The organism is Streptococcus sp. Marseille-Q5855, assembly GCF_946901985.1.
In the GTDB taxonomy this organism is placed as follows: domain Bacteria; phylum Bacillota; class Bacilli; order Lactobacillales; family Streptococcaceae; genus Streptococcus.
Genome location: NZ_CAMPPR010000006.1, coordinates 574,728 through 588,755, shown reverse-complemented (window position 1 = coordinate 588,755; position 14,028 = coordinate 574,728). Strand labels below are relative to the sequence as shown.

Genomic DNA, 14,028 nt, shown 5'->3' with positions numbered 1-14,028 from the left:
AAAATGTTATAAAACTCAGCTGGTTAACCCAACTGAGTTTTGAAGTTTTATTTAGTCTTTCCAAAGTTCTTTAACTTTTGCTTGTACTTCTGCATTTTCTAGGAATTCATCATAGGTTTCATCAATACGGTCAATGACGCCATTTTTAGACAAGACAATGATATGGTTAGCTAGAGTTTGAATAAACTCGTGGTCATGGCTGGCAAAGATGATTGATTCTTTAAAGTTTTTCAATCCATCGTTCAAGCTTGAGATAGATTCTAAGTCCAAGTGATTGGTTGGATCATCGAGGACAAGGACATTTGATTTTAATAGCATGAGTTTTGAAAGCATGACACGAACTTTTTCTCCCCCTGACAAGACGTTGACAGGTTTGTTAACCTCATCTCCAGAGAAGAGCATACGGCCAAGGAAACCGCGTAGGAAAGTATTGTCATCTTCTTCTTTACTTGCGAATTGACGCAACCAGTCAAGGATTGACTCTCCTCCTGCAAAATCTGCCGAGTTATCTTTTGGCAAGTAAGAACGGCTAGTAGTTACTCCCCACTTGACAGTTCCTTCATAATCAATGTCTCCCATGATTGCACGAATTAATGCAGTCGTTTGGATGTCATTTTGTCCAATAAGCGCTGTCTTATCACCTGGACGCAAGATAAAGCTGATATTATCTAAAATAGTCTCACCATCAATCTTTACAGTTAGATTTTCTACTGTCAAGAGATCATTACCGATTTCACGCTCTGCTTTAAAGTTGATAAATGGATATTTACGACTAGATGGTACAATTTCTTCAAGTTCAATCTTATCAAGCATTTTCTTACGTGATGTTGCTTGTCTTGATTTAGAAGCATTAGCAGAGAAACGAGCTACGAATTCTTGCAATTGCTTAATTTTTTCTTCTGCTTTAGCATTACGGTCTGCTAGCAATTTAGCAGCGAGCTCAGAAGATTCCTTCCAGAAGTCGTAGTTTCCGACATAGAGTTTGATTTTTCCAAAGTCAAGGTCGGCCATGTGAGTACATACTTTGTTTAAGAAGTGACGGTCGTGGGATACTACGATAACGGTGTTATCAAAGTCAATCAAGAAGTCTTCTAACCAAGTAATAGATTGGATGTCTAAACCGTTGGTAGGCTCGTCCAAGAGAAGAACATCTGGTTTACCAAAAAGTGCTTTGGCGAGGAGAACTTTTACTTTTTCACCGTTGGCCAATTCGCTCATGTTTTGATAGTGCAATTCTTCTGGAATGTTTAGGTTTTGAAGTAGTTGAGAGGCTTCGCTTTCTGCTTCCCAGCCTCCAAGCTCGGCAAACTCTCCTTCGAGTTCGGCAGCACGCACTCCATCCTCATCTGAGAAATCTTCCTTCATGTAGATAGCATCTTTCTCTTTCATGATGCTATAAAGTTTTTCATTTCCCATGATAACGACATCAATGGCACGTTCATCTTCATAGTCAAAGTGATTTTGACGAAGAACGGAGAGACGTTCATCTGGACCAAGAGAGATGTGACCAGTAGTAGGTTCGATATCTCCGGCTAAAATTTTTAAAAAGGTTGATTTTCCGGCACCATTAGCACCGATTAATCCGTAAGTATTTCCTTCTGTAAATTTGATATTGACATCATCAAAAAGTTTGCGATCACTAAAACGTAGTGAAACATCAGATACTGTAAGCAATGTTTTTCTCCTATATGTGTAATATATTTATTCTACTAGAAAATACGGAAATATTCAAATTTTTATCTGTCAATTTTGTGTAAATTACATTTACAGCATACTTTACACAAATCCGTAAATAGCAAGGTTGATTTATTTTGATAAATTGCGGTTATTTCATTAAAAAAATGCTATAATTGAAGGGACCATATCGAAGGAGAATAAAATGACTAAACCCATTATTTTAACAGGAGACCGTCCAACAGGAAAATTGCATATTGGACATTATGTTGGAAGTCTCAAAAATCGAGTATTATTACAGGAAGAGGATAAGTATGATATGTTTGTGTTCTTGGCTGACCAACAAGCTTTGACAGATCATGCTAAAGACCCTCAAACAATTGTAGAGTCTATCGGAAATGTGGCTTTGGATTATCTTGCAGTTGGATTGGATCCAAGTAAATCAACTATCTTTATTCAAAGTCAAATTCCAGAATTGGCTGAGTTGTCTATGTATTATATGAATTTGGTGTCATTAGCACGTTTGGAACGAAATCCGACAGTAAAAACAGAGATTGCTCAGAAAGGCTTTGGAGAAAGTATTCCGACAGGCTTCTTAGTCTATCCAATCGCTCAAGCAGCTGACATCACAGCTTTCAAAGCTGATTATGTTCCTGTTGGGACAGATCAGAAGCCAATGATTGAGCAAACTCGTGAAATTGTTCGTTCTTTTAACAATGCATATAACTGTGATGTCTTGGTAGAACCGGAAGGTATTTATCCAGAAAATGAGAGAGCGGGTCGTTTACCTGGTTTAGATGGAAATGCTAAAATGTCTAAATCCCTTAATAATGGTATTTATTTAGCTGATGATGCGGATACTTTGCGTAAAAAAGTAATGAGTATGTATACAGATCCAGATCATATTCGAGTGGAAGATCCAGGTAAGATTGAGGGAAATATGGTTTTCCATTATCTAGATGTTTTTGGTCGCCCAGAAGATGCTCAAGAAATTGCTGACATGAAAGAACATTATCAACGAGGTGGTCTTGGTGATGTGAAGACCAAGCGTTATCTACTTGAAATACTAGAACGTGAACTGGGTCCTATTCGTGAGCGCCGTATCGAATTTGCTAAGGATATGGGAGAAGTTTATAATATGCTTCAAAAAGGTAGTGAAAGAGCGCGTGAAGTTGCGGGTCAAACCCTATCTGAGGTTAAAGGGGCAATGGGACTTCATTACTTTAACTAAGTTTATTTTATAAGAAACTATCATTTCTATCTCAAAGAAAAGATAGTTTTTTATTTACCCCTGTAACATTTGACAAATTTTTATAGAATGGTATGATAGATACAATATAAAAAGAGTCAAGCTCAAAAAGAAAGAAAAGAGGAAACTTCGAATGTCTAATTGGGACACTAAATTTTTGAAAAAAGGTTTTACCTTTGATGATGTATTGCTTATTCCAGCTGAAAGTCATGTGTTGCCTAACGATGCAGATTTAACAACTAAATTGGCAGATAATCTGACTTTAAATATCCCAATTATTACCGCTGCCATGGACACAGTTACAGAGAGTCAAATGGCCATTGCTATTGCTCGTGCAGGTGGTCTCGGAGTTATCCATAAAAACATGTCAATTGCTCAACAAGCAGACGAGGTTCGTAAGGTAAAACGTTCTGAAAATGGGGTTATTATTGATCCGTTCTTCTTGACGCCTGAACATACAATTGCTGAAGCAGATGAGCTTATGGGTCGTTACCGCATCAGTGGTGTTCCAGTTGTTGAAACACTTGAAAATCGTAAATTGGTTGGTATTTTGACAAACCGAGATCTTCGTTTTATTTCAGATTATAATCAACCAATTTCAAACCATATGACTAGTGAAAATCTTGTGACTGCTCCTGTGGGTACAGATCTTGCAATAGCTGAGAGCATTCTTCAAGAACACCGTATTGAAAAGCTTCCGTTGGTAGATGAAGAAGGTCGTCTTTCTGGTTTGATTACTATCAAAGATATTGAAAAAGTTATTGAGTTTCCAAATGCTGCTAAAGATGAGTTTGGTCGTCTACTAGTTGCAGGTGCAGTAGGTGTTACTTCAGATACATTTGAACGTGCAGAGGCTCTTTTTGAAGCAGGAGCGGATGCGATTGTTATTGATACTGCACATGGTCATTCTGCAGGTGTCTTGCGTAAAATTGCTGAGATTCGTGCTCACTTCCCAGATCGTACTTTGATTGCTGGAAATATTGCAACTGCTGAAGGTGCACGTGCCCTTTACGAAGCAGGTGTAGATGTTGTCAAGGTTGGGATTGGACCAGGTTCTATCTGTACTACTCGTGTGATTGCTGGTGTTGGTGTTCCGCAAGTAACAGCTATCTACGATGCTGCAGCTGTTGCGCGTGAATATGGAAAAACGATCATTGCTGACGGTGGAATCAAGTATTCTGGAGATATTGTAAAAGCCCTTGCTGCAGGTGGAAATGCAGTTATGCTTGGATCTATGTTTGCTGGAACTGATGAAGCTCCAGGTGAAACTGAAATCTTCCAAGGACGTAAGTTCAAGACTTATCGTGGTATGGGATCAATTGCTGCTATGAAAAAAGGCTCAAGCGATCGTTACTTCCAAGGTTCTGTTAATGAAGCAAACAAACTTGTTCCAGAAGGAATTGAAGGTCGTGTTGCTTATAAAGGAGCGGCAGCTGATATTGTCTTCCAAATGATTGGCGGTATCCGATCTGGTATGGGTTACTGTGGTGCGGCTAACCTTAAAGAACTACATGATAATGCTCAATTTATTGAAATGTCTGGTGCTGGTTTGAAAGAAAGCCATCCTCATGATGTGCAAATTACTAATGAGGCACCAAATTATTCTATGTAAAAAACAATGAAAAGAACTCCCGTGAAAACAGGAGTTCTTTTACGATATTGTCAATTTTAATTTACACTAACTTTACCATCCTGAATAGTAAAGATACTTAGATTTTCTGGCAGATTTTGAAGATGATCTAAGCTTGTTGTTGTGATAAAGGTTTGGATTGAATGAGAAATCGTTTCTAATAATTTTAGTTGTCTAGTATTGTCAAGTTCGCTCATAACATCGTCAAGCAGTAATATTGGAGATTCTGTAGTAATGTTTTCCATTAATTCGATTTCTGCTAATTTTATCGAGAGGACGAGACTACGATGTTGACCTTGACTTCCAAAACTAGCATCCATCCCATTTATATAAAAAGAAATATCATCTCGATGAGGCCCAACACCAGTATTCTTTTTAAATAAATCTCTGGTCCTACTTTTTTCTAAAGCAATTTTGAAAGATTCTGATAAGTCTTCCTTGTCAGTTATCTTTACAGAAGATTGATAGGATATTGACAGTTCTTCAATCTGATTAGAAAGTTCAAAATGTTTCTTACAACCAAAATGCTCTAGTTTTTTTATGAAATCTAAGCGGTGATTCATTACACGACATCCATAATCAACTAGCTGATCATCTAAGACTGAAAGGAAGGTTTCATCTATTTTTTGAGCTGATTTTAGGTAAGTGTTTCTTTGCTTTAGGATGTGGTTATAATTGGTTAAGTCAGATAAATAGATTGGCTTGATTTGTCCAAGTTCCATATCAATGAATTTTCGTCGAACCGAAGGTGCTCCTTTAATTAGTTGTAAATCTTCAGGAGCAAATAAGACAACATTCATGTGTCCTACATAATCTGAAAGGCGTGCCTGTTTTAAATGATTAACTTTTGTCACACGTCCTTTTTGTGTTAGTTCGATTTCGAGGGGAATAGATCCCGTTTTTTTCTGAACAAGACCTGAAAGATGAAGTTGTTCCTCATCAAAATGAATGAGATTTTTATCTGTTCGAGTTCGATGACTACGCGTTAAGGCTAAAAAATAGATAGCCTCTAACATATTTGTTTTTCCTTGTGCATTACGTCCCAAAAAGACATTCAATTTAGGATTAAAGTCTATTTTCGTCTCTTTGTAATTACGAAAAGTCTTGAGAGATAGGTGTTGTAGCCACATGATTATCTACCAGGGAATCGCGGAGCTTGTTTGCTTTTTGGTGATGAAGTAGGTTTAGAGTTGTCTTTTTTTACTCCTTTATTCATCTCCTTAACAAGTTTAGCGATTCGTTCTTTTTCAACTTTATCAGCTTGGTATTCATCTAGTTCTTCAGAAGTAGGTTGTGTCAACAAGATGTCAATATTCATGTCAGGGATGTCAACTTTATCGCCAATACGAAGTTTTTTACCGCGACGACTCTCTAATTCCCCATTAAAGTAAACAGAATGTTCAGAGAGAAAGGATTTGATAGCTCCTCCGCTATGTGTAATTCCAAGTTCTTTGAGTAGTGCTTGGAGAGTAATAAATTCTTCAAATAATTTGTATTCCATAATTCACCTCAATCTTTGGTATTATACCATATTTTCCTAAAAATAGTGAGAGAAACAGGGAGAAATGTAAGCGATTTTTATTTCAAAAGTGTTACAGAGAACAAGAAAATTTCAGGTTTTCGTGATATAATAGAAGTCTGTATATAAGGAGGTAAATCATGGAGTTAGTGCATGGAATTTCAACACATTTTATCCAATCAAAAAAGTTTAAAACGAACAAAATCGCCGTGCGTTTTACCACTCCATTATCCCTCGATACGATTGCAGGTCGCATGTTGAGTGCGAGTATGCTAGAGACTGCTAATCAGATGTACCCCACTTCTCAAGATTTGAGAAGACATTTAGCCAGTCTATACGGTACAGATATGTCAACCAATTGTTTCAGAAGAGGGCAAAGTCACATTGTAGAATTGACATTTACCTATGTTCGTGATGAGTTTTTAAGTAGGAAAAATATGCTAACTTCTCAGGTTTTGGAACTTGTAAAAGAAACTCTTTTTTCACCCGTAGTAGTTGATAATGGGTTTGATTCGGCCTTATTTGAAATTGAGAAAAAGCAATTGCTAGCAAGTTTAGCAGCTGATATGGATGATTCTTTTTATTTCGCACATAAAGAATTAGATAAATTATTTTTTCATGATGAACGTCTCCAATTGGAATATAGTGATTTACGAAATCGTATTTTAGCTGAAACTCCACAAAGTTCTTATTCTTGTTTCCAAGAATTTTTGGCCAATGATCGAATCGATTTCTTTTTCCTAGGTGATTTTAATGAGGTTGAAATTCAAAATGTATTAGAATCATTTGCCTTTAAAGGTCGAGAAGTGGATGTGAAGATTCAATATTGCCAACCTTATTCCAATATCTTGCAAGAAGGCATGGTTAGGAAAAATGTGGGACAGTCTATTTTAGAGTTGGGATATCATTGCTCTGCTGAATATGGTGATGAGCAACATTTCCCCATGATTGTAATGAATGGTTTACTTGGTGGATTTGCTCACTCTAAACTATTTACAAATGTCCGTGAAAATGCTGGATTGGCTTATACTATTTCAAGTCAGCTTGATTTGTTTAGTGGATTCTTGAGGATGTATGCTGGTATCAATCGAGAAAATCGTAACCAGGCTCGTAAAATGATGAATAATCAACTGATTGATTTAAAAAAAGGATATTTTACAGAGCTTGAGTTAGAGCAGACCAAGGAAATGATTCGTCGGTCTTTGTTACTTTCTCAAGATAATCAATCTTCATTGATTGAACGTGCTTATCAAAATGCCTTACTTGGAAAATTTTCGGCAGACTTTAAAAGTTGGATTGCAAAACTCGAGCAAGTTGCCAAAGATGATATTTGTAGAGCAGCTAATAATGTGAAACTACAGGCGATTTACTTTATGGAAGGAATAGAATGACAAAGGTTATTTTTGAAGAAAAATACTATCCAGCTGTAAAAGAAATGGTTTATCGGACTCGTTTGGCCAACGGATTGACAGTTGCTCTTTTGCCTAAAAAGGAATTTAAAGAGGTTTACGGGAGTGTCACTGTTCAGTTTGGTTCAGCAGATGCGCTTGTCACAGGAGTTGACGGAGCTGTAAAACAATATCCTGCAGGAATTGCTCATTTTCTTGAACATAAATTATTTGAAAGAGAAGATTCTAGCGACTTGATGTCGGCTTTTACGAGTCTAGGTGCAGATAGTAATGCCTTTACAAGCTTTACAAAAACAAGTTATCTTTTTTCAGCAACGGATCATTTTTTAGAAAATTTAGACTTACTTGATGAATTGGTAACATCAGCACACTTTACTGAAGACTCCATTCTGAGAGAGCAGGATATTATCCAGCAAGAACGAGAAATGTATCAAGATGATCCAGATTCGTGTTTATTCTTTTCAACTTTAGCGAATTTGTATCCAGGAACACCTTTAGCAACTGATATAGTTGGTAGTGAGGAGTCCATTTTCCAAATCAATCTAACTAATTTGCAAGAAAATTTTACAAGATTTTACAAACCTGTAAACATGTCTCTGTTTTTAGTTGGTAATTTTGATGTGGATCAAGTACAGGACTACTTTGAAAGAAAAGAACGTAAAGATTTAGATGTTCAGGAAGTAGCAAGAGAAAAGTTTGTTTTACAAGATGTAAAGCAAACAGACAGTATGAGAATGGAAGTGTCTTCTCCTAAATTAGCGATTGGGATTAGAGGTAAGCGAGAAGTTGCTGAGGCGGATTGCTATCGATATCATATTTTATTAAAATTATTGTTTGCAATGATGTTTGGTTGGACTTCGGATCGTTTTCAAAAGTTATATGAATCAGGTAAAATAGATGCTTCCTTATCTCTTGAAATTGAAGTAACAAGTCGCTTTCATTTTGTCATGTTGACAATGGATACGAAAGAGCCAGTTGCTTTATCTCATCAATTTAGGAAGGCCATTCGTAATTTTACAAAGGATTTAGATATTACAGAGGAACATTTAGATATTATCAAAAGAGAGATGTTTGGCGAATTTTTCAGTAGCATGAACTCTCTTGAATTTATTGCAACGCAATATGATGCTTTTGAACATGGTGAGACAATTTTTGATTTGCCGAAAATTTTACAGGAAATTACTTTAGAGGATGTCCTTGATGCTGGACATCATTTAATAGATGATGGTGACATAGTTGATTTTACAATATTCCCATCGTAGTAACCTATCATAATAGACACTAGAAAGAAGGGATGACAAGTATGAGAAAAAAAACAATTGGAGAGGTTTTACGATTAGCTAGAATCAATCAGGGATTGAGTTTAGATGAATTGCAGAAAAAGACAGAAATCCAGTTAGATATGTTGGAAGCAATGGAAGCAGACGATTTCGATCAACTTCCAAGTCCTTTTTACACGCGTTCTTTCTTGAGAAAATATGCATGGGCTGTTGAGTTAGATGACCAAATTGTCTTGGATGCTTATGATTCTGGGAGTATGATTACTTATGAGGAAGTAGATGTTGATGAAGACGAGTTGACAGGTCGTAGACGTTCAAGTAAGAAAAAGAAGAAAAAAACATCCTTTTTACCTTTATTTTATTTTATCCTTTTTGCCTTATCTATTTTAATTTTTGTGACCTATTATGTTTGGAACTATATTCAAACCCAACCAGAGGGGCCTTCTCTTTCTAATTACAGTGTGGTTCAATCAACAAGTTCGATAAGTTCAACTAGCTCTGTTCCCCACTCCTCAAGTAGTAGTTCATCTAGTATAGAATCAGCTATAAGTGTATCAGGTGAAGGAAATCATGTAGAAATCGCTTATAAGACAAGTAAGGAAACAGTTAAACTGCAATTGGCAGTTTCAGATGTTACAAGTTGGGTCAGCGTTTCAGAAAGCGAACTTGAGGGCGGTGTAACCTTATCACCGGATAATAAAAGTGCAGAAGCAACAGTTGCAACTAAAAGTCCTGTAACCATTACGTTAGGTGTTGTAAAAGGTGTTACTTTGACAGTAGATAATCAGACTGTTGATTTATCGAAGTTAACAGCTCAAACTGGACAAATCACTGTAACCTTTACTAAAAATTAAGGAAAAACGAATGAAAAAAGAACAAATTCCCAATCTCTTAACAATAGGTCGAATTCTCTTTATACCTATTTTTATCTTTATTTTAACAGTAGGAAATTCGATAGAGAGTCATATAGTAGCAGCTATTATCTTTGCGATTGCCAGTATTACAGATTATTTAGACGGATATTTAGCTCGTAAATGGAATGTGGTCAGTAATTTTGGTAAATTCGCAGATCCTATGGCGGATAAGTTACTAGTTATGTCGGCTTTTATTATGTTGATTGAGTTAGGTATGGCTCCAGCTTGGATTGTTGCAGTGATCATCTGTCGTGAGTTAGCTGTGACAGGTTTAAGGCTTTTATTGGTTGAAACTGGTGGAACAGTTTTAGCAGCAGCAATGCCTGGAAAAATTAAAACTTTCAGTCAGATGTTTGCGATTATTTTCTTGCTATTACATTGGACTTTGCTTGGTCAAGTTCTACTTTATATAGCCTTATTTTTCACTATCTACTCTGGCTATGATTATTTCAAGGGTAGTGCCTATGTATTTAAAGGGACATTTGGTTCGAAATGAAATCAATAATTGATGTAAAAAATCTTTCTTTTCGTTATAAGGAAAGTCAGGAATATTATGATGTGAAAGATATTACGTTTCACGTGAAACGTAGGGAATGGCTTTCGATTGTAGGGCATAATGGTAGTGGTAAATCAACGACGGTTCGCTTAATTGATGGCTTACTGGAAGCAGAATCCGGAGAGATTGTAATTGATGGCCAACGGCTAAGTGAGGAAAATGTTTGGAACATACGCCGTCAAATCGGTATGGTTTTTCAAAATCCAGACAATCAATTTGTTGGAGCGACTGTTGAGGATGATGTTGCCTTTGGTTTGGAAAATCAGGGACTTTCTCGTCAAGAAATGAAAAAGAGAGTGGAAGAAGCTCTGGATTTGGTTGGCATGTTGGACTTTAAAAAGAGAGAGCCAGCGCGTCTATCAGGTGGCCAAAAGCAACGTGTGGCTATTGCAGGTGTTGTAGCCCTAAGACCAGCGATTCTAATCCTAGATGAGGCAACGAGTATGTTGGATCCTGAGGGTCGTAGAGAACTGATTGAGACAGTAAAAGGAATTCGGAAAGACTATGATATGACGGTCATTTCCATTACACATGATTTGGAAGAAGTTGCCATGAGTGACCGCGTATTGGTCATGAAAAAAGGGGAAATTGAATCAACTAGTAGTCCAAGAGAACTTTTCTCTCGAAATGATTTAGATCAAATCGGATTAGACGATCCTTTTGCCAATCAATTAAAACATTCTTTGAGCCAGAATGGCTATGATTTGCCTGAAAATTATTTGACAGAAAGTGAGCTAGAGGATAAGCTATGGGAATTGCTCTAGAAAATGTGAGTTTTACATATCAAGAAGGGACTCCTTTAGCTTCAACAGCTTTGTCGGATGTTTCTTTGACGATTGAAGATGGTTCTTATACGGCTTTAATTGGCCATACAGGTAGTGGCAAATCAACTATTTTACAACTCTTAAATGGTTTATTGGTTCCAAGTCAAGGGAGCGTGCGGGTTTTTGATACCTTAATCACCTCGACTTCTAAAAATAAAGATATTCGTCAAATTAGAAAACAGGTTGGTTTGGTATTTCAGTTTGCTGAAAATCAAATTTTTGAAGAAACAGTATTGAAAGACGTTGCTTTTGGACCACAAAATTTTGGAGTTTCTGAAGAAGATGCGGAGCAGATTGCGCGTGAGAAACTGGCTCTGGTTGGAATTGATGAATCACTTTATAATCGTAGTCCGTTTGAGCTGTCAGGTGGCCAAATGAGGCGTGTCGCCATTGCAGGCATACTTGCCATGGAACCAGCCATATTAGTCTTAGATGAGCCCACAGCAGCCCTAGATCCCTTGGGAAGAAAAGAGCTGATGAATTTGTTCAAAAAACTCCACCAGTCAGGGATGACCATTGTCTTGGTAACGCATTTGATGGATGATGTTGCTGAATATGCAAATCAAGTCTATGTGATGGAAAAGGGACGTTTAGTTAAGGGTGGTAAACCAAGTGATGTCTTTCAAGATGTTGTCTTTATGGAAGAAGTGCAGTTGGGAGTACCTAAACTTACAGCTTTTTGTAAACGATTGGCTGATAGAGGAGTGTTATTTAAACGATTACCGATTAAGATAGATGAGTTCAAGGAGTCGCTAAATGGATAGTATGATTTTGGGGCGTTATATCCCAGGGGATTCGATTGTTCACCGGTTGGATCCACGTAGCAAATTGCTTGCTATGATGCTACTGATTTTGATTGTGTTTTGGGCTAATAATCCCTTGACGAATCTGATTCTTTTTATAGCGACAGGGATATTTATTGCCTTGTCAGGAGTATCTCTCTCATTTTTTATTCAGGGCTTGAAATCTATGTTTTTCTTGATTGCCTTCACAACTATTTTTCAACTGTTTTTCATTTCTAATGGGAATGTTTTATTTGAGTTTTCGTTTGTGAGAATCACAGATTATGCTTTGCAACAAGCTGGGATTATTTTTTGTCGCTTTGTATTGATTATTTTCTTTTCCACTTTGTTAACCTTAACGACCATGCCCTTAAGTTTGGCATCAGCTGTCGAAGCTTTGTTAGCGCCTTTAAAGCGTGTGAAAGTTCCAGTTCATGAAATCGGTTTGATGCTGTCTATGAGTTTGCGTTTTGTTCCAACCTTGATGGATGATACGACGCGGATTATGAATGCACAGAAAGCGCGTGGAGTGGATTTTGGTGAAGGAAGCATTGTTCAAAAAGTAAAGGCGATGATTCCCATTTTGATTCCTCTTTTTGCGACAAGTTTAAAACGTGCGGATTCCTTGGCTATCGCCATGGAAGCGCGTGGTTATCAGGGTGGAAAAGGTAGAAGTCAATACCGACAATTGAAATGGACGCGAAAGGATACGCTGACCATTCTTGTTATTCTTGTACTTGGTTGTTGCTTATTTTTCTTAAAATCTTAGTAGCTTTCAGGAATTTATAAAAAAGTTACTGTAACAGTTTTTGATATAAAGGTAGGGATATGAACCGTTTTAAAAAATCGAAATATGTCATTATTATTTTTGTCACTGTTCTGCTTGTCTCAGCTCTCTTAGCGACGACTTATTCAAGTACAATTGTGACAAAATTAGGAGATGGAATCTCATTGGTTGATAGAGTTGTGCAAAAACCTTTTCGGTGGTTTGATTCTGTCAAATCAGATTTGGCTCATTTGACACGAACATATAATGAAAATGAAAGTTTGAAGAAACAGATTTACCAATTAGAAGTTAAATCAAATGAGGCGGAAAGTTTAAAGACGGAAAATGAACAACTGCGCCAATTGCTTGATATGAAGTCCAAGTTGCAAGCTACAAAGACTTTGGCAGCAGATGTTATTATGCGTTCTCCGGTATCTTGGAAGCAGGAATTGACCTTAGATGTAGGTAAATCAAAAGGGGCTTCTGAGAACATGTTAGCTATTGCAAATGGTGGCTTGATTGGGAGTGTTTCAAAAGTAGAGGAGAACTCTACTATGATCAACCTTTTGACAAATACGGAAAATGCAGATAAGATTTCTGTTAAAATTCAACACGGCACTACCACAATTTATGGGATTATTGTTGGCTATGACAAGGAAAATGAAGTTCTCAAAATTAGTCAATTAAATAGTAGTAGCGATATTAGTGCAGGAGATAAGGTGACCACTGGTGGATTAGGAAACTTTAACGTTGCGGATATTCCTGTTGGTGAAGTGGTTGCCACAACTCATAGTACAGACTATTTGACACGAGAAGTAACTGTTAAATTGAGTGCAGATACTCATAATGTAGATGTGATAGAATTAGTGGGGAATTCATAATGAGACAGTTGAAGCGGGTTGGAGTGTTTTTATTGCTTCCTTTCTTTGTTCTAATTGACGCCCATATTAGCCAGCTTCTGGGCTCGTTTTTCCCCCATGTACATTTGGCTAGTCATTTTCTTTTTCTATTTCTCTTATTTGAGACGATAGAAGTATCAGAGTATCTCTACCTAGTCTATTGTTTTGTGATAGGCTTGGTTTACGATGTTTACTTTTTCCATCTAATAGGGATTGCAACTCTCTTATTTATCTTATTGGGAGCCTTTCTTCATAAATTGAATAGTGTTATTTTATTGAATCGTTGGACAAGAATGCTCTCTATGATTGTCCTGACCTTCCTGTTTGAAATGGGTAGTTATCTTTTGGCTTTTATGGTAGGGCTGACAGTGGATAACATGTCGATTTTTATAGTCTATAGCTTGGTACCGACGATGATTTTAAATTTTTTATGGATTACTGTTTTTCAATTTATTTTTGAAAAATATTATCTATAAGAACGACATATAAATGTAACAAAGGCGTAATATTTATTGGAGTTTTTTTT

The 14,028-nt window shown here is 36.8% G+C and carries 14 protein-coding genes; 11 read left to right on the top strand and 3 right to left on the bottom strand.

The features are described from left to right. Positions 1-51: 51 nt before the first annotated feature. Entirely contained in the window at positions 52-1,674 is a 1,623-nt protein-coding gene (locus OC529_RS09260) for an ATP-binding cassette domain-containing protein (RefSeq protein WP_000958774.1), read from the bottom strand. Positions 1,675-1,879: 205 nt separating this feature from the next. Between OC529_RS09260 and trpS the strand changes: the two genes are divergently transcribed. Then, on the top strand, positions 1,880-2,905 hold the full coding sequence (gene trpS / locus OC529_RS09255; RefSeq protein ID WP_000165450.1) for a tryptophan--tRNA ligase: 1,026 nt from the start codon (positions 1,880-1,882) through the stop codon (positions 2,903-2,905). Positions 2,906-3,056: 151 nt separating this feature from the next. Then, positions 3,057-4,535, top strand: coding sequence for an IMP dehydrogenase (gene guaB, locus OC529_RS09250; protein ID WP_000073402.1), 1,479 nt, complete (start codon positions 3,057-3,059; stop codon positions 4,533-4,535). Between the two features lie 56 nt (positions 4,536-4,591). On the opposite strand, the gene recF is transcribed toward guaB, so the two are convergent. Next, a complete protein-coding gene (gene recF, locus OC529_RS09245; protein ID WP_112445429.1) occupies positions 4,592-5,683 on the bottom strand; it encodes a DNA replication/repair protein RecF in 1,092 nt (363 codons plus the stop codon). A 2-nt stretch (positions 5,684-5,685) separates the two neighbouring features. After that, positions 5,686-6,054, bottom strand: coding sequence for a S4 domain-containing protein YaaA (gene yaaA, locus OC529_RS09240; protein ID WP_061438545.1), 369 nt, complete (start codon positions 6,052-6,054; stop codon positions 5,686-5,688). A 158-nt stretch (positions 6,055-6,212) separates the two neighbouring features. On the opposite strand from yaaA, the gene yfmF reads away from it, so the two are divergent. Genes yfmF through mreD form a run of 9 tightly spaced genes read left to right on the top strand, consistent with a single transcriptional unit; the run spans position 6,213 to position 13,978 of the window. Then, complete coding sequence (yfmF, locus tag OC529_RS09235) at positions 6,213-7,463, top strand: EF-P 5-aminopentanol modification-associated protein YfmF (RefSeq protein ID WP_112445431.1); 1,251 nt, start codon at positions 6,213-6,215, stop codon at positions 7,461-7,463. After that, positions 7,460-8,743: an EF-P 5-aminopentanol modification-associated protein YfmH gene (yfmH, locus tag OC529_RS09230; protein ID WP_262081997.1), complete on the top strand. Its 1,284-nt coding sequence runs from the start codon at positions 7,460-7,462 to the stop codon at positions 8,741-8,743. Before yfmF ends, yfmH begins: the two co-directional genes overlap by 4 nt. Before the next feature lie 41 nt (positions 8,744-8,784). After that, complete coding sequence (rodZ, locus tag OC529_RS09225; protein WP_262081996.1) at positions 8,785-9,615, top strand: cytoskeleton protein RodZ; 831 nt, start codon at positions 8,785-8,787, stop codon at positions 9,613-9,615. 10 nt (positions 9,616-9,625) lie between these two features. After that, positions 9,626-10,171, top strand: a complete 546-nt coding sequence (gene pgsA, locus OC529_RS09220; protein WP_262081995.1) for a CDP-diacylglycerol--glycerol-3-phosphate 3-phosphatidyltransferase — start codon at positions 9,626-9,628, stop codon at positions 10,169-10,171. Continuing rightward, a complete protein-coding gene (locus OC529_RS09215; RefSeq protein ID WP_262081994.1) occupies positions 10,168-10,995 on the top strand; it encodes an energy-coupling factor ABC transporter ATP-binding protein in 828 nt (275 codons plus the stop codon). The genes pgsA and OC529_RS09215 overlap by 4 nt, the downstream gene beginning before the upstream one ends. Continuing rightward, positions 10,980-11,819: an energy-coupling factor transporter ATPase gene (locus OC529_RS09210; protein ID WP_262081993.1), complete on the top strand. Its 840-nt coding sequence runs from the start codon at positions 10,980-10,982 to the stop codon at positions 11,817-11,819. Before OC529_RS09215 ends, OC529_RS09210 begins: the two co-directional genes overlap by 16 nt. Beyond that, a complete protein-coding gene (locus OC529_RS09205) occupies positions 11,812-12,606 on the top strand; it encodes an energy-coupling factor transporter transmembrane component T family protein (RefSeq protein ID WP_084930564.1) in 795 nt (264 codons plus the stop codon). The genes OC529_RS09210 and OC529_RS09205 overlap by 8 nt, the downstream gene beginning before the upstream one ends. A gap of 59 nt (positions 12,607-12,665) precedes the next feature. Beyond that, positions 12,666-13,484: a rod shape-determining protein MreC gene (gene mreC / locus OC529_RS09200; protein ID WP_262081992.1), complete on the top strand. Its 819-nt coding sequence runs from the start codon at positions 12,666-12,668 to the stop codon at positions 13,482-13,484. Beyond that, positions 13,484-13,978: a rod shape-determining protein MreD gene (gene mreD / locus OC529_RS09195; RefSeq protein ID WP_061654453.1), complete on the top strand. Its 495-nt coding sequence runs from the start codon at positions 13,484-13,486 to the stop codon at positions 13,976-13,978. Before mreC ends, mreD begins: the two co-directional genes overlap by 1 nt. The last annotated feature ends 50 nt before the right edge of the window (positions 13,979-14,028 follow it).

What these genes read in the sequence shown, in the direction of transcription:
- trpS (WP_000165450.1), top strand. Translation starts at nt 1,880, where the DNA reads ATGACTAAACCCATTATTTTAACAGGAGACCGTCCAACAGGAAAATTG.
- guaB (WP_000073402.1), top strand. Translation starts at nt 3,057, where the DNA reads ATGTCTAATTGGGACACTAAATTTTTGAAAAAAGGTTTTACCTTTGAT.
- recF (WP_112445429.1), bottom strand. Translation starts at nt 5,683, where the DNA reads ATGTGGCTACAACACCTATCTCTCAAGACTTTTCGTAATTACAAAGAG.
- yaaA (WP_061438545.1), bottom strand. Translation starts at nt 6,054, where the DNA reads ATGGAATACAAATTATTTGAAGAATTTATTACTCTCCAAGCACTACTC.
- yfmF (WP_112445431.1), top strand. Translation starts at nt 6,213, where the DNA reads ATGGAGTTAGTGCATGGAATTTCAACACATTTTATCCAATCAAAAAAG.
- yfmH (WP_262081997.1), top strand. Translation starts at nt 7,460, where the DNA reads ATGACAAAGGTTATTTTTGAAGAAAAATACTATCCAGCTGTAAAAGAA.
- rodZ (WP_262081996.1), top strand. Translation starts at nt 8,785, where the DNA reads ATGAGAAAAAAAACAATTGGAGAGGTTTTACGATTAGCTAGAATCAAT.
- pgsA (WP_262081995.1), top strand. Translation starts at nt 9,626, where the DNA reads ATGAAAAAAGAACAAATTCCCAATCTCTTAACAATAGGTCGAATTCTC.
- OC529_RS09215 (WP_262081994.1), top strand. Translation starts at nt 10,168, where the DNA reads ATGAAATCAATAATTGATGTAAAAAATCTTTCTTTTCGTTATAAGGAA.
- OC529_RS09210 (WP_262081993.1), top strand. Translation starts at nt 10,980, where the DNA reads ATGGGAATTGCTCTAGAAAATGTGAGTTTTACATATCAAGAAGGGACT.
- OC529_RS09205 (WP_084930564.1), top strand. Translation starts at nt 11,812, where the DNA reads ATGGATAGTATGATTTTGGGGCGTTATATCCCAGGGGATTCGATTGTT.
- mreC (WP_262081992.1), top strand. Translation starts at nt 12,666, where the DNA reads ATGAACCGTTTTAAAAAATCGAAATATGTCATTATTATTTTTGTCACT.
- mreD (WP_061654453.1), top strand. Translation starts at nt 13,484, where the DNA reads ATGAGACAGTTGAAGCGGGTTGGAGTGTTTTTATTGCTTCCTTTCTTT.